The sequence below is a fragment of the Spirosoma flavum genome, assembly GCF_042686045.1.
Lineage (GTDB): Bacteria > Bacteroidota > Bacteroidia > Cytophagales > Spirosomataceae > Spirosoma > Spirosoma flavum.
The window spans coordinates 939,311-960,373 of the sequence record NZ_JBHUOM010000002.1; the positions used below are offsets into that span (position 1 = coordinate 939,311).

20 protein-coding genes are annotated in these 21,063 nt (G+C 46.3%); 7 read left to right on the plus strand and 13 right to left on the minus strand.

The window, feature by feature from the left end; translation table 11 throughout:
• Positions 1-2: 2 nt before the first annotated feature.
• From ACFS25_RS09435 to ACFS25_RS09445, 3 genes are all read right to left on the minus strand, one after another.
• Positions 3-317 carry a DUF4907 domain-containing protein gene (locus tag ACFS25_RS09435; RefSeq protein WP_381499150.1) on the minus strand — a complete coding sequence of 105 codons (315 nt, stop codon included), beginning with the start codon at positions 315-317 and terminating at the stop codon, positions 3-5.
• A 46-nt stretch (positions 318-363) separates the two neighbouring features.
• The gene (locus ACFS25_RS09440; protein ID WP_381499153.1) at positions 364-1,437 is read right to left on the minus strand and encodes a Kelch repeat-containing protein; all 1,074 of its coding nucleotides are present in this window, start codon (positions 1,435-1,437) and stop codon (positions 364-366) included.
• Between the two features lie 329 nt (positions 1,438-1,766).
• Positions 1,767-3,254, minus strand: coding sequence for a S41 family peptidase (locus tag ACFS25_RS09445; protein WP_381499156.1), 1,488 nt, complete (start codon positions 3,252-3,254; stop codon positions 1,767-1,769).
• Between the two features lie 355 nt (positions 3,255-3,609).
• On the opposite strand from ACFS25_RS09445, the gene ACFS25_RS09450 reads away from it, so the two are divergent.
• The 5 genes from ACFS25_RS09450 (at position 3,610) to ACFS25_RS09470 (ending at position 7,909) form a co-directional block, all read left to right on the plus strand.
• Positions 3,610-3,798, plus strand: a complete 189-nt coding sequence (locus ACFS25_RS09450) for a hypothetical protein (protein WP_381499159.1) — start codon at positions 3,610-3,612, stop codon at positions 3,796-3,798.
• A 13-nt stretch (positions 3,799-3,811) separates the two neighbouring features.
• A complete protein-coding gene (locus ACFS25_RS09455; RefSeq protein WP_381500837.1) occupies positions 3,812-4,327 on the plus strand; it encodes a gluconate 2-dehydrogenase subunit 3 family protein in 516 nt (171 codons plus the stop codon).
• A gap of 53 nt (positions 4,328-4,380) precedes the next feature.
• On the plus strand, positions 4,381-6,093 hold the full coding sequence (locus tag ACFS25_RS09460) for a GMC oxidoreductase (RefSeq protein WP_381499162.1): 1,713 nt from the start codon (positions 4,381-4,383) through the stop codon (positions 6,091-6,093).
• Between the two features lie 58 nt (positions 6,094-6,151).
• On the plus strand, positions 6,152-6,904 hold the full coding sequence (locus ACFS25_RS09465; RefSeq protein ID WP_381499165.1) for a DUF72 domain-containing protein: 753 nt from the start codon (positions 6,152-6,154) through the stop codon (positions 6,902-6,904).
• Between the two features lie 114 nt (positions 6,905-7,018).
• Positions 7,019-7,909: a sugar phosphate isomerase/epimerase family protein gene (locus tag ACFS25_RS09470; protein WP_381499168.1), complete on the plus strand. Its 891-nt coding sequence runs from the start codon at positions 7,019-7,021 to the stop codon at positions 7,907-7,909.
• A 285-nt stretch (positions 7,910-8,194) separates the two neighbouring features.
• Here ACFS25_RS09470 and ACFS25_RS09475 read toward each other — a convergent pair whose 3' ends face one another.
• The 7 genes from ACFS25_RS09475 to ACFS25_RS09505 all read right to left on the minus strand — a co-directional run bounded on the left by ACFS25_RS09475 (position 8,195) and on the right by ACFS25_RS09505 (position 17,303).
• Entirely contained in the window at positions 8,195-9,319 is a 1,125-nt protein-coding gene (locus tag ACFS25_RS09475) for an FAD-dependent monooxygenase (RefSeq protein WP_381499171.1), read from the minus strand.
• Positions 9,320-9,397: 78 nt separating this feature from the next.
• Positions 9,398-10,279, minus strand: coding sequence for a helix-turn-helix domain-containing protein (locus ACFS25_RS09480; protein WP_381499174.1), 882 nt, complete (start codon positions 10,277-10,279; stop codon positions 9,398-9,400).
• A gap of 793 nt (positions 10,280-11,072) precedes the next feature.
• Positions 11,073-12,356, minus strand: a complete 1,284-nt coding sequence (locus ACFS25_RS09485; RefSeq protein ID WP_381499177.1) for an acetyl-CoA hydrolase/transferase family protein — start codon at positions 12,354-12,356, stop codon at positions 11,073-11,075.
• Between the two features lie 62 nt (positions 12,357-12,418).
• A complete protein-coding gene (locus ACFS25_RS09490) occupies positions 12,419-13,822 on the minus strand; it encodes a GH1 family beta-glucosidase (protein WP_381499180.1) in 1,404 nt (467 codons plus the stop codon).
• A gap of 113 nt (positions 13,823-13,935) precedes the next feature.
• Complete coding sequence (locus ACFS25_RS09495; RefSeq protein WP_381499183.1) at positions 13,936-14,346, minus strand: hypothetical protein; 411 nt, start codon at positions 14,344-14,346, stop codon at positions 13,936-13,938.
• A 122-nt stretch (positions 14,347-14,468) separates the two neighbouring features.
• A complete protein-coding gene (locus ACFS25_RS09500; protein ID WP_381499186.1) occupies positions 14,469-15,485 on the minus strand; it encodes a bile acid:sodium symporter family protein in 1,017 nt (338 codons plus the stop codon).
• A 222-nt stretch (positions 15,486-15,707) separates the two neighbouring features.
• Complete coding sequence (locus ACFS25_RS09505; RefSeq protein ID WP_381499189.1) at positions 15,708-17,303, minus strand: S53 family peptidase; 1,596 nt, start codon at positions 17,301-17,303, stop codon at positions 15,708-15,710.
• Between the two features lie 547 nt (positions 17,304-17,850).
• Between ACFS25_RS09505 and ACFS25_RS09510 the strand changes: the two genes are divergently transcribed.
• Positions 17,851-18,252, plus strand: a complete 402-nt coding sequence (locus ACFS25_RS09510; protein ID WP_381499192.1) for a hypothetical protein — start codon at positions 17,851-17,853, stop codon at positions 18,250-18,252.
• A 193-nt stretch (positions 18,253-18,445) separates the two neighbouring features.
• Here ACFS25_RS09510 and ACFS25_RS09515 read toward each other — a convergent pair whose 3' ends face one another.
• Both ACFS25_RS09515 and ACFS25_RS09520 read right to left on the minus strand, forming a co-directional pair.
• Entirely contained in the window at positions 18,446-18,922 is a 477-nt protein-coding gene (locus ACFS25_RS09515; RefSeq protein ID WP_381499195.1) for an FKBP-type peptidyl-prolyl cis-trans isomerase, read from the minus strand.
• Positions 18,923-19,064: 142 nt separating this feature from the next.
• Positions 19,065-19,328 (minus strand): hypothetical protein, encoded by a 264-nt coding sequence (locus ACFS25_RS09520; protein WP_381499198.1) that lies wholly within the window; start codon positions 19,326-19,328, stop codon positions 19,065-19,067.
• Between the two features lie 428 nt (positions 19,329-19,756).
• On the opposite strand from ACFS25_RS09520, the gene ACFS25_RS09525 reads away from it, so the two are divergent.
• Entirely contained in the window at positions 19,757-20,281 is a 525-nt protein-coding gene (locus ACFS25_RS09525; protein ID WP_381499201.1) for a hypothetical protein, read from the plus strand.
• On the opposite strand, the gene ACFS25_RS09530 is transcribed toward ACFS25_RS09525, so the two are convergent.
• Positions 20,220-20,975 carry a PAS domain-containing sensor histidine kinase gene (locus tag ACFS25_RS09530; RefSeq protein ID WP_381499204.1) on the minus strand — a complete coding sequence of 252 codons (756 nt, stop codon included), beginning with the start codon at positions 20,973-20,975 and terminating at the stop codon, positions 20,220-20,222. The two genes, ACFS25_RS09525 and ACFS25_RS09530, sit on opposite strands and share 62 nt — an antisense overlap.
• Positions 20,976-21,063: the final 88 nt, after the last annotated feature.

The window sequence follows — 21,063 nt, forward strand, 5'->3', positions numbered from 1 at the left end:
ATTCAGGGAATTTTTACGCCTAACTGGCGCAATTCGTCATTCGTCAGGGTAGGCAAGGCCTTTTCCTGTTGTATTTTCTCAACTACCCGCTCACCAACCCGCTGGGCTTCTGCTTCGGTAGCAAAGCCTACGATTCCGGGCTGACCCGGAATCGTAGGCTGATGGATGAGTAGCTTTCCGTTATTTAATATTGTATACCCCCAACCACCAGTTGTCGCAAAAACCTGAACATGATAAGGGTTTTTGCGCTGATAAATGAGGTAGGCCGTTATAATAGCCAGTCCAAGTATAACCAGAAGTAACCCCTTGCGAATCAAATTCGTACGTGTTAGTTGGCTAGTATCGGTTGTGGCATTCTGCACGTTACAATACCTGTTCTATTGTTGGGTCGAAATCCCATAAATCATCGAAAGGAGTCGTTCCGTTTAGCCCTGTTGTTACATAGCCTTTTGTGCCAATGGCCCAGGCAACAGCGTAGCTTCGGTTAGCTCCCTCAAACGATCCTAAGGTTGTCCAGAGATCCGTTGTGGGATCATACTGCCAAAGAACAGTGTTAGCATCACCAAGCGTAAGATACCCTTTGCCATTAATGGCAAAGGCGACGGCATTACTGCGCTGAACGGCTTGATCCGTTAGAAAGTCAAGTTTTTGGGTCCATACATCCGTTGTAGGATCATACACGTACCAATCCCGTTGGGCTGTTCCGTTGTTATTACCTGTACCAGCATACGCCTTGCCATCAATAACGAATGCTACAGCACTAATGCGTTTTGCCCCGCCATAACTGGCTACTTTCGTCCAGGTATCAGCCGTTGGGTTATAGGCCCACATGTCTTTTAGGTAGTTACCATCGTTACCGGTGCCAACATATCCTTTGGTTCCTATTGTAAAGGCCATCGTGCCGTAGCGCGCTGTTCCACCAAAATCAGCTGCCTTTGTCCAGATATTAGTTCCAGCATCATAAGCCCAGAAGTCTTTCAGCTTATCACTATTGACGTTAATGCCAGTGCCGATGTACCCTTTGTTGCCAATGGCAAAACCGATACCCGAATAGCGGGCAGCACCACCGTAATTAGCTTTCTGCGACCAGGCGTTCTTGCCGGGGTCATAGGCCCAAAAATCCTGAAGCCGTTGGTTACTGGCATCGCGGCCTGTGCCCATGTAAGCAATGCTGTTGATAACGAAGCTGGCAGCGCCTGAGCGGGCTACTCCCTCAAATTCAGATTTAACAGTCCAGTCGCCCAGGACGGATACCGTGGTCGAGCCACCGCAGCCGACTAGCAAACCAGCCCAGCCGATAGAAAGAACACCCAGCGCCCAGTTAATGCGCTGTTGGTTCTTAGTTTTCTTGGTTACGGGAGAGGGCGATGTCTCTGAAGATACAAGTTGCGGCTGAGAGTCAGTTGCCGAAAGAAATCGAAATGGTAAATGAATCATGAAAAAGAGCGTAAACGAACTAAAACGTAAAGTTATACCAATTTGAGTTAAGAACGACGGTTTTGCCATCCTGACCAGTATGAATCAGCCCAGAAAGAAGCCTCTTGCTATCACTTATAAGTCAGCTCCCAAGCTGACTTATAGAGATGGGTGATCAAATGGGTCGGGCAAAATTACGTCAAATGGGCCTTACATACCAACGTGCCGGGTTCATAAAAATTCTTAATTGTTTCCATATAGATGAAAGCTTTGCCAGAAAAGTGAAACGACTACGGAACAAAGACCCTCTTTGTTCCGTAGTCGTTGGAATGGCATTAAAAATAGTTCACCTAAAATTTCAGGGTTTTGAGCGTTCGGATCATCGAGTGAGCACCCGCCTTCCGCTGAATAGAGGAGCCCATCGATAAAAGTGGGTTTCGAACAGCAACGGCTTTTCGGCCACTGGCGCTATTGCCCGAAATCTGATAAAGAGCTTCATTTAATAAGGGCTCGTTGACGTCGCCCAAGGGTAGCAGACTAATGGGCTCATCGACTTCTACAGTAGGTGTAAAGCCAGTTGAGTAGTCTGATTGCCCCGCATTATTATAGGATTTGAAGACAATAGGCTGCATTCCCCACTTTATCTTGCCGGTGTCGTCGGTGATAGTAATGGAGCCAACATTTTTTCCATACGTAGTTGTACCAATGGTTGATACAGTCATATAAGGCCGTAATCCATTAATGATAAGTTCACTGGCCGAGGCTGTGTGGTCAGTAGTAAGCACAAATACCCGCGAGAGGCTACCGCCAATATTCTGCGCCTTGTCAAGAAAATTCGTGACAAAGAAACTGCTGCCATATTCTTTCTGTAACTCAGGTGTAATGGTGGCATTCCACTCTTCACGGAAGTACAGCTGATTTGAACTGATTCCTTTGCCAATCAGGCTGGCCAGATTAGCCGATGAGGACGTATAACCACCGGGATTGTAGCGCAAGTCCAGTACCAGTTCGTTAACACCCTGCGCTTTGAATTTACTGAAAACCGCATCTACCTGCGCATCATACTCGTTGGCGGTGCTACCATTGGCACCCGGAACGAACTGATTGTAGACCAGATAGCCAACTTTTTTGCTGCCGACCGTATACACAGAGTCCAAAAATACCGGATTCTCCTGAAACACTGTTTCTGTTACGGTAACTGTTTTGTCTGAATCGACCAGCGACGTTCCGCTCACGGTGGCCAACCCAAACGTAAAGGTAGTGCCCGTAAATAATAGATCAGAGTAGTTGGTCGTGTTTAGCAACTGGCCGTTTACTTTTGAGATAATATCACCCCGTTTTAGTCCTGCCTGCTGCGCCGGAGAGCCGGGCAAAACATAGAGAACCTGTGCAATGACCCCGGTTGAGCCCGACGCACGTAGATACAGATTATAATCCATACCCGTTGTGGTGCTTTGTCCACTTAGTTCGGCTGTCAACGTAGTAGCGTCATTTTCAATCCATGAAAAACGGTCGCCTGTTGGGTTGGTTGTGGCGTCGTAGGTATTCAAAATGGAATCAAAGAAAACATCAGGCGCCAGCGTAGTGTCTGGGTTAGCCGGAATTTTGTCGTTCCAATAATACACTTCCCGCATGTTTGCCAGAATCCAGCTATCCACTGTTTGGTTTTCGCTGGTTGAGGTGGCTGTTGTTTGCGGGATAACATCGTCCGTCGTTTTCTTACAGGCCGACAGCGACAGTATAAATCCCGCCATTAGTAACCACTGAAACGATCGGTTTCGGCTATGCGACTGATTAATAAAGTTCTTTTGAGTGTTGTTCACAATACGTTGTTTCATAGAAGTTGATGGATGAGCAAAAAGACTCACCTATTCTATTTTACGAGTACAAAAAGCCGAATGTTGCATCGTGACCCAGAGAATTATAGATTTAATACACATTTAATGATCTGTGACGGTGTAAATGCCAACTATGTCAACAAGGATAGGAGTGACCAGAGAAGAGTTGGCAACTGAATTTATCGTCTGAGAAGGACACTGTATCAGCCTACAGAGCCAGCCTGTAGCAGCCCAAGCGAGACCATTGGTAGTTTACCGTAATTGAGTAGTAGGAAATCTGCGCTGGCAGCCGTTGTTTGACAAGTTTGGGCAGAAATAAGGAGTCGATTAAGGGACAGAACATGAACGATAACGTATGAATCGTCTTCGTTTATTTTGTATCTTTGACAGACAGGATGTTCGTTTTAGCCTGCCACCGCACAAGCGACCCCGCAATATGGCGACCGTGGCTAGCCGTAATCTATATGTAGATAGTGGTGCTGCCCGAGCGAAAATCCTGATAGAACAACTCAACCGAAGTAACTATTCCTGTGGAAAGACGTAATGCATTAAAAACAATGGCTGGTGCCGTTGGCGGGCTGATAAGCCTGCCTGCCTGGGCTAACGGCTGGACGACCGAAACTGTCCGCCCGGTTCAGCAAATCCTCTCCCGAAGCCAGGCTAGCCTGCTGGCCGAAATGGTTGAAACAATAATTCCGGCTACTAATACGCCGGGGGCAAAAGCGTTAAATGTGCACCAGTTCGTACAGAAAATGGTGACCGATTGCTACGATAAACCTGCTCAGGCAAATCTTCAGAAAGGACTTGATTCACTGGACGGTCTGGCTCAGACATCGTTCAGCAAGCCCTTTGCCGAAGGTGATTCAGCACAGCGCACAGCGTTGCTTACTCAGCTAGCGCAATCCACCGACAAAGCCTCGAAAGACTTTTATTCGCTGGTAAAAAATCTGACCATTCGGGGTTACATGACTTCAGAATATGTCATGACTAACCTAACACACTACGAATTTATTCCCGGTCATTACTATGGCTGTGTACCCGTAAAAACAAAGGCTGTTTCACAACCGAAATAAATTATAGTTGCTAGTGGTCATATAAGGGCCATTAGTAACTAACCACTCTTGTTATGTCATATTTAAATATAGACGCTCAGGCGCTCAACACCTACGATGCTATCGTAATTGGCTCCGGCATCAGCGGGGGCTGGGCCGCTAAAGAATTGACCGGCAAAGGACTTCGCACCCTCGTTCTCGAACGGGGCCGCGATGTTCGGCACGTGACCGATTACCCCACCACCAACATGCAGCCGTGGGAGTTTGACCACCGCAACCAACTGCGGCAGGAAGTGCGGGAGGCAAACCCGATTATTAGTAAGTGCTACGCCTTCTATGAAGGGACGGAGCAATTCTTTGTAAAAGATGCCGAGCACCCCTACATCCAGGAAAAACCTTTCGATTGGATTCGGGGCTATCAGGTGGGTGGCAAATCGCTGATGTGGGCGCGACAGACCCAACGATGGAGCGACTTCGATTTTGAGGGACCCGCCCGTGATGGATTCGCGGTTGATTGGCCCATTCGCTATGCCGATATCGCACCCTGGTACAGTTACGTAGAACGGTTCGCGGGAATTTCGGGTAATAAAGACGGATTGGCAACGCTGCCTGATGGCGAGTTTTTACCCCCGCATGAGTGGAACTGTGTCGAGAAACATTTTCAGCAAAAAATAGCGGGCCGTTATAAAGACCGGCACGTTATTATGGGTCGGGCGGCTCACCTGACACAGCCGCAACCCGTTCACTATCAGCAGGGGCGGGCGCAGTGCCAGCACCGCACTATTTGCGAGCGTGGTTGCCCGTTCGGTGGTTACTTCAGCAGCAACTCCACCACCATTCCATGGGCGGCTAAAACGGGCAAAATGACCCTGCGGCCTAATTCTGTCGTGCATTCTATTATTTACGACGAGAAGAAAGGACGGGCTACCGGTGTGCGGGTGATTGATACCCACACGAAGCAGATGCAGGAGTACTATGCCCGTATTATTTTCCTGAATGCAGCCGCGTTGAACTCGAACTTGGTCTTGTTGAATTCAACATCGACCCGCTTTCCAAATGGTCTGGGTAACGACAGTGGCGTACTGGGAAAATACGCAGCATTCCACAATTACCGGGCGGGGGTTTCGGGTGAATATGATGGCGACCTCGATTCAACCACCGACGGACGTCGCCCAAATAGTCCTTACATTCCACGTTTCCGCAATGTGCTCAAACAGGAAATGGGCTTCCTCAGAGGATACGCAGCTGGTTTTTCGGCTGGTCGTGCATCGCGTTCTGATCAGAGCGGTGTCGGGGCTGATTTAAAGGAAAGTTTACTGAACCCGAAACTTGGTGGCTGGTATGTTGGCTCGCACATGATGGGCGAAACCATTCCCAAAGAATCTAATTTCTTGGCCCTCGATTCGTCGCTAAAAGACCCGTATGGCATTCCGCAGTTGAAGATTTCCATTGCCTACGACGACAACGACGATAAAATGGTGAAGGATTATCAGGAGCAGCTAACCGAAATGTTTACGGAAGCGGGGTTTAAAAATATCCGCGTTCGAGACAGTCATGCTAGCCCCGGCCTCGATATTCATGAAATGGGTGGCGTTCGCATGGGCAAAGATCCTAAAACATCCATGCTGAATAAATGGAATCAATTGCACGCCGTTAAGAACGTGTTCGTGACCGATGGTGCCTGCATGACCTCAACCTCAACTCAAAACCCATCGCTAACGTACATGGCTATGACCGCCCGGTCAGCCGATTATGCGGTGAAGGCTATGAAGAAGGGACTTGTATAGAGATAATTAAGCTGATTATAAAAGCCGGTCTTGTGAGAGACCGGCTTTTTGTTGATAAATGTCAGGACGTAAATTGAGAGGATTAATAAGCGTTCATATTGGCACATCAGGCTGGAGTTACGATCATTGGCAGGGGGTATTGTACCCGCCCCATACGCCCGTTCACGACCGATTGGGCTACTATATTCAACGCTTTCAAACCGTTGAACTCAACAGCAGTTTTTACCGCTGGCCAAAACAAGCCACGTTTGCCAGTTGGAGACGGCGTCTACCCGACGGTTTCCAACTAACCGTAAAAGCACCCAGGGGGCTGACCCACGCTAAAAAACTCTATGCACCTGAGACATGGATGGAACGTATCAAGGTTTGCTGGCACGAGTTGCGGGAAAAACGGGCGGTGTTGTTAGTTCAACTATCGCCCAATCATGCCTGTGACTACGACCGGTTGGCGTATTTTTTGAACCAAGTACCTTACTGGATGCGGGTATCGGTGGAGTTTCGCCATCCCAGTTGGCACAACGAGGCCATTTTTGCCTTGCTGGAACAGCATCAGGCAGCCTACTGCATCATGAGTGGTGCGCATCTGCCCTGTATCTTGCGGACTACTGCCCCGTTTGTGTATGTGCGGTTGCACGGCCCCGATGATCAGTATCTGTATGGAGGTTCGTATTCCGATACAGATCTGCATTGGTGGGCCAACCGAATTCGGGAGTGGGCCAGCATGGGGAAAGATGTATATGTTTATTTCAATAATGATGGTGGGGGCAACGCGGTGCGAAACGCTGAAACGCTGCGGTGGATAGTTGGATAGATGCAATCAATTTTGCCATAGTCACGGCTAAACAGTAAACCAACTTCATTCGTATCTTTAGCTACTAGATACGCGGATACTTCATCCGTCGTCCATTAACCGGCTCAATAATTCATGGATTACTCCTCCAACATTACCCGCCAGCAATTTCTTAAATTAGGTGCTTTAGCGGCATCGGCGGCTTTATTACCTCAACTGGATGCCTTCGCGGCTTCGCCTAAAAAGGTAGGTCTGCAACTGTACACCCTGCGCGACCTGATGGGTAAAGAACCTGTTGAGACGCTGAAAAAAGTGGCCGCAATTGGCTATAAAGAAGTTGAACCGTATGGATATTCAGATGGTAAGTTCTTCGGGAAAACGCCTAAAGAGTTTGCCGCTTTGCTGAAAGAACTGGGCATGTCGGCTCCAAGCGGGCATTACACGACGGGCAAAACAATGCCAAATGCGAAAGGGACGCTCACGAATGACTGGAAACGGGCCGTTGATGATGCGGCTACCATTGGGCAGAAGTACATGGTTTGTGCTTACTTGTTTCCGGCTGAGCGTACTAAACTTGATGACTACCTGCAATTTGCGGAGTTATTCAATAAATCGGCGGAAGTATGTAAGGCCGCTGGTATTCAGTTTTGCTACCACAACCACGATTTTGAATTTAAAGAACTGAGTGGGAAAGTGCCTTACGACGTATTATTGGGTAATACCGATAAAAATTTAGTGAAACTCGAACTGGATTTATACTGGGCTAGTTTCGCCAATCAGGACCCCGTTGCGCTGTTCAAAAAGCATCCCGGTCGGTTCCCGCTCTGGCACGTGAAAGACATGGAGAAAACACCCGAACGGGCTTTTGCTCCAGTTGGAACGGGATCGATTAATTTTCAACGCATTTTCGACGCTAAGAAAACAGCGGGCATGACCCACTATTTCGTAGAGCAGGATGTCTGCAAACTTCCGCCGTTAGAATCCATCGCCATTAGCTACAAGAATATAGAGAAGATGACGGTGTAAAGGTCAGAAGCCGTCTGATTTAGGATATTCGGATTAAAAAGAATACAAACGCCAGCCGGGGGTAATCAATCCCCGGCTGGCGTTTGTATTCGCAGGAAATTTGCCCTTAAATCAAGGGATTTTTCTGCGATTCACATCCTCCGATGTCTTGAAAAATAGCTCCTAAAAGATTTTTAATATTTTTCCTATGGTTCTGTTTTTTTAACCTTTCTAAAAGTTTGAATCGACTTTACATTTCCTGCATCTCCAACCAACACTACTCGCCCTTTACGATGGGCATAAAGGCTAAAAGGCAACTGCTTGCGTGTTTCTTTTACGAATCGCTTCTTCGGTTCTTGGAATAAAATTTTCTTTTATATTTAATTCAGCTGTGGCTTGAACTTCTTCAATAAATGGACGCAAATTTTTGTTGTATTCTTGAAACGCCAGGTTGAAATTACCATTGTGTTTTTGCAGAGCATCGGCTAATGCCGTAGCCCCATTTATTGACAATGATGCACCCATTCCAGCAGCGGGCGAAGCGCAATAGCCTGCATCGCCCACTAACGCTACTCTGCCTTTTGTCCACGACGGCATTTTTATTTGACAGAATTTATCGAAATAAAAATTTTCCGACTCCTGTATTTCTTTCAGTAATTCCGGGGTTCTCCAGCTTTGCCCAGCAAACTGTTCCAGAATAATTTTTCTTTGTTGTTCGATATCACGATAATCGTACGGAATTTCTTTTTCTGAATTAAAACAAAAAATGATGTCGGTCTTATTGTTATAAGCATTGAGCATTACAGCTTTGTCCGGAACATTATACATTTGCATCGTTTTTTGTTTTATCAACAATTTATTTACGATTGTGATAGAGGAATATGCTTCAAGAAAATGAGTGTATTCAGTTTCTTGGCCAAACCAAATTTTTCTTACACCCGAATGTATACCATCGCAGCCAAACACCAGATCAAAAGCCCGTTGCATACCATTTTTGAATGTAACCTGTATATCGTCCTCTGTTTCGTTTAACGCTGTGATGCTGTTGTTGAAAATGAATTCAACATCATTTTTTAACCTATCAACTAAAATACCTGCAAATTTATCTCGTTCTATTTCGATCTCGTCATCGGGAAGTTCTTCACCCTCATTTGTCAGAGATATCGAGCCTTCAGTAACATCAACATCATTTTTAAACTCTATAAGTTCTACATTTGATCTGTTTGATTTCAACTGCTCAAAAATTCCCATACGTTTAGCGGCTTCAGAAGCCGCTCCCTTTATATCTACTGCCCCACCGGCAGTTCTAGGCTCATTAGCCAATTCGACAACAGTTACTTTGTAACCCAGTTTGTTCATCCAGAAAGCGGTTGAAAGTCCGGCTATACTAGCGCCCGAAACGAGCACTTTTTCCCCTTTTAACGATTCCATTTTATACGATTTTATTGACGAAGCAAAGCAACATCGTATAGCAAGGATAGTAAATAGCAATACAAAGTAGGTATTGGACTAATCGTGGTTTTTGTTTCGGAACGCCAAAGCAGTCATTCCTGTAACTTTGGTGAATAGCCGTGAAAAATAGGGGTAGTCATCATAGCCTAATTCTGTAGCAATTTCTTTTACCGATTGATCAGAATAATGGAGCAAACGTTTTGCTTCTAAAATTACACGTTGCTGTATGTGATGTGAAACGGAATAACCTGTTGTGTTTTTAACACATTCGTTCAGGTAAGGTGTAGATATGTTTAGTTTTTGAGCATATTCTGCCGGACGTTTGGCAGTAGTATAATGACGTTCCAATATTTCCCTGAAGGCTTTGGTAATAATTTCGAATCTTGAAAGTTTGTCTGTTGATTTAGATTGTTCTAAATACTGTGAAATAACTAACGCAACCAGTGCATTGCAACTGTCTTTTAGCAACGAATGATAAAGTTTGTCGTTTTTCCGTTCAGAAAATTTTATAAAAAGTGACACCGCTTCGGAAAAAATGGAAAACGTTTCATCCTCTAATACCAAAGGCTTCGCGGGTGTGATGTCTTCCAGTAATTTCAAATACTCAGGATTCAAATTTTCATTATTGATTGCCCAACTGCTAACAATTGCATTTTCAGATACAACTGTATGATGTACTTGGTCGGGGTGAATGTAAATGACAGATGAGGGTTTTATTTTATACTTTTCAAAGTCAATTTCAATGTGAACGGTTCCACTTTCAAGTAAGAAGAATGAATGACGATCGTGACGATGTGATTGTTCTGCTTCTTCAAAACCGTTTAAGTCTGTTTTGTCCGAAGAGATTAAATCGCTAACAGCTATTTTTTCGATGGAAATATCTCCACCGAAATTATCAACCATTATATTTACCGGAATGGATTTGTTCTTTTTACGCATCGTTTTTCAATTCACTACGTAACGATATGTTTTTGGATTTTGGCCTCGACATAATTAGTAACGACTAATTATGTCGAGGCCAACCGTAATATCATCGAAGATGAGAAGCACAGAAAATAGATAACAATCAAGTGCTACATTGGTGAATCGACAGCACCAGTGTAGTCACTTTTTAAAAAAGGAACTTGATTTGTTGAATGCTTCCCTAATCGGGTTCGAGCCATTCCTATTAATAGAACAGGTCTGAGAAATGTACAAGCCTACTACAGTGTAGCAGATTGTACGTTTTTCAGACCTGTTCAATAAACAATACCGCGCAAAGATAGCGGCTAGAGTAAAATAATTAGCTTTTTGACATGGGCCAATTCTCGTCCGTTTTTAAGATACGTCCTTTGCTGATATAACCTTTATAATGTCTGAAACCAGGGGTGCTGTAGTAGAGCCTATCCACAGGTAAGCCTCGCACATCCTCGGTGATCACACCGTATTTATTCTCCCTTCGCACGTTCTCGTTTCTGTTAGGAAACAGTAAATCAGCGAACTTGTAGCAGTAGCCGCGTAACCAATTTAAAGCCTGTTTCATTTTATTGGCTATTTTCGAAGTTAGGACCAGATAGTCACAAAAATGCTGAATACTTGTTTGATTGTCAAGAAATTAGCTCCATAATTTTAAAAGATACTATTATCTGACAACGCTAATTCGTTTATAGAGTAAGAAGTTTATGAAGACCGAAAACTTGGCTAACACAGCCAATCCTTTACGTTGGGTATTCGTATAAGCAGGCTTACTTTATCACACTTCCCCGAACCGTTCAAATGCTTGCCGTTCCAGTTCTTCCCGATGGTCGGGGTGGGCAATGTTGATCAGAGCACGAGCACGCTGCCGCAGATTTTGACCATATAAATCGGCAATGCCAAATTCTGTAACGATGTAATGCACATGAGCGCGGGTAGTTGTTACGCCCGCACCTTCTTTCAAAAATGGCACAATTTTACTCAGTCCTTTGCTGGTGGTAGACGGTAGGGCAATAATCGGTTTGCCGCCTTCCGAGAGTGACGCCCCCCGCACAAAATCCATCTGTCCGCCAACGCCCGAATACTGGTACGTACCAATAGTGTCGGCGCAGACCTGGCCCGTCAAGTCAATTTCAATGGCTGAATTAATAGCTGTTACCTTTGGGTTTCGCCGGATGATGGATGTGTCGTTGGTGTAACTGGCCTGTTTCATCGCCACACCGGGGTTGTCGTCGATGAAGTCATACACGCGCTGACTGCCCATGACAAAGGCCGATACGATGCGATAAGGCAGTACCGTTTTATGTTCGCCCGTAATAACGCCCCGCTCGACCAAATCAATAACACCATCCGAAAACATTTCGGTATGAATACCGAGTCCCTTGTGGTGAATCAACTCCGCTAACGTTGCATTTGGAATGCCTCCAATGCCGAGTTGAAGAGTAGCTCCATCGTCGACCAGGCTGGCTACGTACTGCCCTATTTTACGGTCTTCAGCACTGATTTCGCCCGGCAGCACTTCATAAATAGGTGCATCGACTTCAATAGCCGCGTGCAACATCGAAACCGGAATCAGACCGTCGCCATGCGTACGAGGTACCCGTGGGTTCACTTGGGCAATCACATACTTTGCCGACCGAATGGCCGCCAGTGAAACATCGACCGATGGACCCAACGAACAGTAGCCGTGTGCATCCGGGGGCGATACCTGAATAAGCGCCACATCAATTGGCAGAATATTTCGGCTGAATAAAAGCGGAATTTCACTCAGGAAAACCGGGACGTAATCGCCGATGCCCTGAGCCAGTTGCTTCCGCATATTAGCCCCAATAAAGAAGGAATTAGGCCGGAATGAGTCGCGGTATTTTTTGTCTAAATAGGGTAGGGGGCCTTCTGTGTGAATATGGCATATTTCCACGTTTTTTAACTCCGATGCCCGGGCCACCATTGCATTGATAAGCACGTGGGGTGTTTGAGCAACGCTGTGGATAAAAACACGATTGCCGGATTGAATGGCTGAAACAGCTTGTTCGGGTGTGGTAAACGGGAGAATAGAAGGCATGATATCGTTATGGAGCGTTTTGAGAAACAACAGAATGGATAGGCAAGGAGTTTGGAAATTTGTCACTTAACCAGCATCGGCTCGTTGGTTAGCATCTGCTGAAACCATCGTCCCGACGCTTTTACAATTCGTTGCTGCGTCCTGAAGTCAACATATACCAGCCCGAATCGGGGACGGTAGCCTTCGGCCCATTCAAAGTTATCCAGAAATGTCCAGGCGAAATAGCCCTCAACCGGACTGCCTTCCTGTTTAGCCTGCAACACATGTTGTAAGTAATTCTTATGGTAGTCAACTCGTGCTGTATCGTTCACTTTACCCTGTTCAACCGTATCGTAAAAGGCGGCTCCGCTCTCAGTAATGTAGATTTTTTTGACACCCTCATATTGACTGAACTGCCGAATAATTCGATACATGCTTTCGGGATATACTTCCCAGCCCATTTCTGTGATTGTCTGCACATTACGCCTAAGGGGTGATATGTCTTTGGCCCATAGGTAAGGCATGAAATACGACTGCTCAACTACGGCCCGAAAGTAGTGCTGCAAGCCAATAAAGTCGAAGTCGAAAGCCAGCCGGTCCATGTCGCCGGGTTTGGCTACTTTTTTAGCAATGCCCGTCAAAAAGGGCAACTCTTTGGTCGGATAACCTAATCCCAAAGCTGGTTCGATAAAAAGTCTGTTCAATAGGGCATCCACCCGGGTAGCTGCGCCCTGGTCGCGGGGGGTAAATGGGTCGATGGGCGAACAGGAAAAGGCAGTGCCAACCTGCGCATCAGGCACGTTACGCCGGACAACTCGGCCACCTTCCGCCTGCGCCAATGCTGTATGGTGAATAGCGGGTAACAGGTTTCGAAAACTTCGTCGGCCAGGCGCGTGCTGACCCGTAAAATAACCTAAAATCGACGAGGCCAGCGGTTCATTAAGAATAATCCAGTGCTTCACTTTATGCCCAAACGCCTTTGTGCAAATGTCCACATACTCGGCAAACCAGTCTACGATCTGGCGGTTGGGCCAGCCTCCTTTCGTTTCAAGTGCCTGCGGTAAGTCCCAGTGGTAGAGGGTAATCCAGGGTGTAATGCCCAAGGCAAGACAATGGTCAATCAGGCGGTCGTAAAATAATAATCCAGCTTCATTCACGCGGCCACCATGAAGAGGGCCGGTACCGTCGGGCAAAATCCGTGACCACGACAGCGAAAACCGGAACGCGTCGAACCCCAATTCTTTGTGAAGGTGTAAGTCTGACTCGTAGCGGTCGTAAAATTCGCAGGCTATATCGGCATGTTCACCCGTTTTAATTTTACCTTTCTGATGGCTAAACGTATCCCAAATAGAGGGGCCGCGTCCGTCACGGTCAACGGCACCTTCAATCTGGTAGGCTGCTGTGGCCGTTCCCCAGACAAAATCTGGTCCGAAAGCGTGGCGATCAACCGTGGGAGAATTAACTAAGGGAGCTATTGGATCTGTCAACGTCTAAAAAGCGAAAGAGCAATCAAAAGTACGAGGTAGCCCCCAAAAGCAATTCGCCAAACCGATAATTTAACATATCGGTTTGGCGAATCATTTAGTCTACGTTGAGCCTACTAGCCCCTGCGTCCGTATGGTGTAGGGCGATTGGCAGAACGGTTGTTTTGCTGAACGGCGAACAGGCGGTCGCGTTGTGCTGACGTTAATACGGCCAGTATATCCTGACGTTTCCGAAGTTGAAATTGACGGTAGCCATCTGGTGTCATCCGGGTTCTTGCCAGTTGCTGATCGTAGCTATTTTCAATTTTACGAAGTTGCTTTTCCTGACGGCGGGATAAGCCGACGATGGCATCTATGCGGTCGATTTTTAGCTCGTCCTGAGCTTGATCGTTGTTGTATCGGGGACCTTGCGACTGCGAAGGACGATTGTCAAAAGGTTTTGAATAGACGCCCTGAGCTAAGGTTACATCAGTGGTAAGAGCAGCAAAAGCGAATAGGGTAAGAGCGGCAGCGATTGTCTTTTTCATGATCAAGTTGTTTTGTTTTTATGTGTTAACTGATCGTTAGAGGTAAATCGACTGGCTGCGTTTAACGGGGTACTACAACATAGTTGCTGAATGCCCATTTGTACTTGCCGAATGGGGCTAAATCATTTCTGAACGGCTTCAGCTTTCTGCAACTGCCGATGGGCCATACCCTGCGCTATAATACTGGCAACAATAAGTTGAAGGGCATGATAGATCATAATCGGTAATAGAACAACCCCGGCAATGGTGGCCGGAAACAAGACATTTGCCATGACACTTCCCTGTATCAGCGATTTTTTCGAGCCGCAGAATAAGGCCGTTATCCGGTCTTCCCGGCTAAAATTAAACAAGCGGCTAAGTAGCGTGATAAAGCCAAAAATGAGAAAAAACAGGCTCAGTAAGAGAGCTGCCAGCTTAATAAGATCACTCACTGAGTACTTGGCAAACAAATTGAGAGAAAACGACTCACAAAAGGCGGTGTAAACAATCATCAGAATGGTAACCTGGTCGAAGTAGCGCAACTTCGCCTTATGGCGTTCGGCAAACCAACCCAGCCGACGGTTCAATAATAATCCTAATACAACCGGCACGATAACCTGCAACGTGAGTTTGCCAATAACACTGCTCAGGTCGTATTGGCCGTTTGTACTGGATAATAAAAAGCTCATCCATAAGGGAGTGATAAACACGCCAATCAGACTGGAAATGCTGGCGTTAAAAATAGCCGCTGGAATGTTTCCGCCCGCAATAGACACCATTACCACCGACGAGGAAACCGTGGAGGGCAAGGCGGCTACGTAGAATATACCTAACCAGAGTAATTCTGTATCAGGTGTCATTAACAAAGAACGGACGGCTAGCAAAACGGCTGGAAACACAACGAACGTGGTTAGGTGAATAACCAAATGAAGTCGGTAATTGCGCAGCCCCGCCTTTAACTGATCGAAGTTAAGCCGAAGTCCGTAGAAAAAGAAAATCAGCGAAACACCAACATTTGCTAAAGACGATAACGACAGCGGGCCTTCCTGAATGCCGGGACCGGGCCAGAGTTTGGCTAGGCCAATCATACTCAGTAACGCTATTATGAACCAATCGAGCCCGACACGAGCCAGTAGAGAACCTAACGAAGTTTTTGCCATATGATACTACAAACTAAGCCGAAATATAGTAGCTTATTGATGCAATCAGGTAGACTTCGACATGGCAAATTCAATATCGAAGCCTACCTGATTGCGGAGAAATCAGTTGCAGTCAGACAAGACTACCGCTTCCCGTAGCGGAAGAGGTTAGTTAGATAATCCAATTTATCGAGCCATAGTCAAACATAATGACAAGGCGTAAGTTGCTCATAGTCATTTCCTTTAAACCGTTCCTTGATTAAGGAGGACGCTGGCTAATTGCTTTCCATCAGCAACACCCAGACCCGTACAGGCATCCCAACCGGTAGTGGCCGAATAACCTTTACTGCCCGTAGTCGTATTGTTGTTGCCTTGCGTAATGTCCCGAAACACAGTTGGATGAGCGTAGATAATCGGATGAATAAAGCCGACGGGTTTGCCCTTTTGCTGATTAATCAGGGCAATCAATCCTGCCATCAGCGGAGCCACGGCACTTGTTCCACCAATAACAAAGTTGCTGCCATCTACCCGAACGGCGTATCCCGTAGCAGGGTCGGCGACGGCAGCTACGTCGGGTACCCCCCGACCGACCCGATTTGTGCTATTTACGGATGCAGGAACGTGGCTTGCCTGTTGATAAACGGGTAAGTCGAAAACGTCGCTTATACCGCCACCAGTAGCACTGGTATTGCTTTCGTGCCAAACCGTCTCTGCCCTTACTGAATCGCCGGCAACCGTGAGTTTAGTGCCTCCACAAGCCAACACAAATGGACTGGAAGACGGAAAATCAACGTGCGTTTGTCCATCACCAACTCCATCGTCGGAACCTGTATCGCCAGCGGCTGCACAAACCGTTATGCCCAAAGCCGCTGCGGCCTGAAAAGCCTCATTGAACGAGGTGAGTGCCTGGGCTGTCCAGTCTTTCTCCGCTGCCCCCCAGCTAATGGAAATGACAGACGGTTTATATTTCGTATCATGCATAGCCGTGGTGATGGCATCCAAAAAGCCCTGGTCGGTATTCGGCGCAAAATAAACGACAATTTTGGCCCCCGGTGCTACACCCCCCGCTACCTCAATATCGAGCATTACTTCGCCATCGGCTCCGTCGGCAGTGGTAGGCGCGTTATGGCCACCATCTACCGAAACCGCAACAACAGAGGGAGGTTTGATACCCAGACTGGCAAAATAAGCCGTAATATCTGCTTTACGAAAGCCACCTCCTAACTCAATAATAGCGATACATTGCCCTTTGCCAGTTACGTCGGTTGGATAGTTATATAGCTTGGCAAGCTGGGGCGGAGTAAATGATTGACTGCTGGCTAGCGAAACAATACCCGCATCATGACCTGGTTTGTAGACCTGGAAATGGGCTCTTGTCTGCGGGCGATTGTCTAACCCAAATACACCTTCAATATCGTTTAGTAGTTCGGCGGGTACATTGATAACGCCACTGCGACCCCGAAAGATGGTTCCATCTGCCAATTGGTAATTAGTCAGCAATACTCCGAAAGCCTTTTCCATCTGGGCGACTGTTCCACGCAGCAAAACACTGCGCCGGGCCAGACTCTGGTCAACTAAACTCAGATCGTAGGCCGCAGCAAATGCTTCTACTTGATCCACTAGGGCGGGGTCAGCACCGTATTGGCTGGCATACTCACTGCGACTTACCACCTCAGATACCACAAATGCCGTATTAACCCGTGAAGCCAGCGATTGCTTTCGGCGGATACGAATTGTAACGGTTAGTACCTCATTTGGGTCCAGCGTATGTAGTGGTGTAGCATCCGGGGTAGCTTTTTCGCTACCGGGTAGTGGAACAAGCTGGTCAAAAGCGTCCATAATAGTAGAATTATCTGGGAGAAATAGGTTGTTTGACTCGTTAATTTAGTAACGATTCTTTTCCTCAGTTGGCGGATTAAATTTTCGGACAAGGCTACTTACTACCAGAGCTTTTGTTCGTCATGAAGTTAACAACTGTGTTTTTCTGGTCATCAAAGCGGCACTGTCAGTGGCTTCTCGGGTCAATATTTCTCCTTCAAAAATCGTCGATAAAGGCAGGCTGTAATTCCTGACACAAATTAGATAATAGGATATTAATAGTGTGAATCGCAGTTGCAAAATCTGTACAGACTCACAATCCGTTTTTGACACAACCAGGTACAATCAGTCTGTGCTTTAATTCTAATTGATGGACAACGGAGAGCAAGAAGCTGATAAATTAAATAGCTGCGGTAGGGACTAAATCTGTAAACTGTAGTTTATAAGAGATAAGGCAGGAGAAATCCAGGTGAGCAGGCTTAGAACTTTCTGCTCTTCTTCATCACAATTGTGATTTTGCCCAGTCATCAGAACGTAAAATCGATAGGTATCGCTATCGCCAAATGTTATGAAAAAATTACTCAAAATTTTGCCCCTGTTGCTGTTGGGCGTGTCAGCCTTAGCCCAAACAAAGGTCGCAGCGCCCACCCCGCCTACTGTCATTTCGACCATCGAGGGTGTTACCGGTAAACGCTTTCTGCCCGACACAGCCTTCGTTGCTTTATCTGAGGAAGACGAAACGTTGTTAGCCAAAGAACCAGTGGCTAACTGGAGCTTGTTGCAGGAATCCGGGAAGGACATGGCCTATTCCAATCTGGTCATTGGTACACGGTCCTACCAATTGATTATCATGAGATTACCTAAGTCATCGTTTCCAACGGCGACGTTACTACGCTTCACGGATCCACAATCTAAGCCGGAGCCTATCGCCCGTGGTACCCTCAAACCTAAGGAAGAAAAACCCAAATAATCACCTGTTGCGGGTCTAAGCTCATGGTTTCCTATGAGCTTAGACCCGTTATTTTTGAGGAGTGGTACTTGAACTGATGGATAACCCTAACTGCCAAAGACAGACTAGGTAAAACCTGAACATGCCTCTATGTTAGCGCTAAACTGAGCAGAAAACAGGTTCAGAGCGTAACCAGCGTGCTGGCTAATTCGCTCTAATTAATTCGACTCAGGCCGATTTTGAAGATAAGAATGGAATTGGCTGGAATGCCGTTTTGCTCCTGCGAACCATAGGCCAGACTGGGGGGTAGGTAGAGCGTGATGCTACCACCGGGCGCAATCAGGGGAATGCCTTCCTGCCAACCCACAATAAGTTGATTCAAGCCGAAGCTGATATTTGGCGCGCTATCAAACGTATTTCCGTTAGTCAGCTTACCGCTATAGCTTACACTTACATTCGAGCATACAGTTGGTTTTGGCCCTGATCCGGGGGAATCGATCGTGTAATAAAAACCTCGTTTGTCGGCTATAGCGGTAATTCCGCTGCTATCAATAAACTGTTTCAGTGCTATAACCTCCGCCTGTGGCGCCTGAGTCGTAATCGGAACCGCGTCGCAAGGAGTTTCATTGGCTTGCTGGCAACCGGTAGCCGCTAGTGCCCAGATCAGTAGGGCAAATCCATATTTTTTCATTACAAATAACTTGTTGGGGCAAGCTACTTCTTTTTGTTGAGAACAACCTTGAGAAATGAGCGCAGAGATAATCCAACATAACTTAAAAAATCAGTTGGGTCTTGAGTTGACTTGTCGGTTTGGAACTACTTGACAGGAGCCATCAATGGGTGATAATATAACGCATCAATAGCAGGAGTAAGATCTCAAGCACTAAGGCTACGATTTTTGTCCAGTCGTACGAAAGTGTATTCAGTACGATGAGTATAAGTAGCAAAAAAAGGCCAACTATGTTGATGGCTAACGCTTGTTCTTTACCTCCAGCGTCATTATATGGATTCGCGTTTATAATGGCATAGATCGGGAAAGCTCCATATATACTCATCAGTACCCAATTAACGATGGTAATAATCTTCATTGCAGACATAGGGGTCCTTTAGAATAGTGTATAGTGGATTATGGGCTGATTGATTACCAGTACTATCAGGTTGCAGGAAGATGCCAGGAGGTAGTCAACCAAGAGATAAAGGTAGGAATGGAGGGGAGCAGCAGCCAGATCAAATTAATCGTGAGCGGAGTTGGCTGAATAAGTGGCGGATAAGAGCGGTTAATTACCAGCAAAATAACCAGTTCGTCAACGGTGACTTTCAGCTGTATCTATCTGTGATACAGTTTGTCAAGTAACTGTTCCAAGATACCCAACCCGGCCAATTATTGCACAGGTACCAACGATTTATATGTACCAGATAATAAAAAATAATACTTACAATGTAACAAAAGGCATGTAAGTATTGACTTTTTGCTAAATATATTTAATAATTGTAACGATTTGTTCGTCAGGACTATTAGCACGCTATGTTCCTTATTTTTACCACGATTGACTCAGAAAATCAGCTTCGCGACTTTTCCTGGTGGTTTAGTAGCCTGGAGATTGCTTTGGAGGTATTGAGTTCCGTTGCATTAAGAGGAAAGCAAATCATTAAGGCCGAGATTCTTGATAATGATCAACGGATCAACCTGTCGCCTGAAGCGTTTGATGGGTCTACAATGTCATCGTCCATTCAGCAATTGGAGAGCGAGTGGCAACAGATTTTAAGCGAACCGGTTAATCTACGCTCTGTTCATAATGAGTGGCTTGTTGCTTTGGTTCGAAAACGAATTAGAGATAATGAAGCCCATATTGCTCAACTTGAGCTGGCTATTAAAACAACCGAGCAAAACTGTCGACGGATTCGAAATAGTATTTGCGATAAGCGATGCCCGTCAAAACAACTTAAGGAGCTTGAGGTGCTTCTCAATCAATATAAACAGTACCTATTCAATGCACAGACCAGACAAAAGAAGATTTTAGACCAACTAATTCAGATGCAGACTCAGTAGTATTTTCTATTATTATCGCTGAATAAGCAAACGAACGCAGTCGCGCTGATAGCAAGGCGCAGATATTATTAATCGTGATGAGGGTCAGCCTTAGGGCATTTAAAATTAGATTTTGGGTGATCCGGCGCACCTTCACCAGATCGCCTTCTACAGATAGAGGTTCCGGCCCAACACTACTCAGAACCAGGTTTCGTTCGGCGGCCATTGGCTGCAATACGGCTATCAGTTCGCCCAGCACCTGGACTGCATCGAAGGTACTGGGCTGAAACAGTTCCTGGCTAGCTTCTAAACGTGAATAATCCAGTAACTGCGTTAGCATCTGGGTCACCTGCCGCAGGTTGCGCTGGAGCATGGCCAGCATATCGGCCCGATCTTCTTCAGTGTTCATCAGGTTGAGCAGCGTGGCGGCTCCCTCCGTAGTTAGCCTATGCAGGATTTTGTCGAACGTATCGTCGTACCAGAGCCGATTGGCAAACTGCCTTACTGATGCCCCAACCAAGTCGGCTGGCGACTGGCCAGTCAACTCGACGAACTTCTGGTTGCAGGCTAAAAAAATAAAATCAAGGAACTGATTATTTTCATCGCGTCTGGCTTTCAACAGACCAATTGATGCGGGTGAACTGTTGAGTACAGCCTGTAGACTTTTAGCCGTTTGTGCTAGTTGGGCTTCAGCGTCAAATGGGGACGTGGTCATTTGCTTGCTGCCAGTCTTATTGGACAACCCTTACTTACTGTACCTGTCTGCCCGGTGAATATAGTTTGTCTGACCATTATCACGGCTA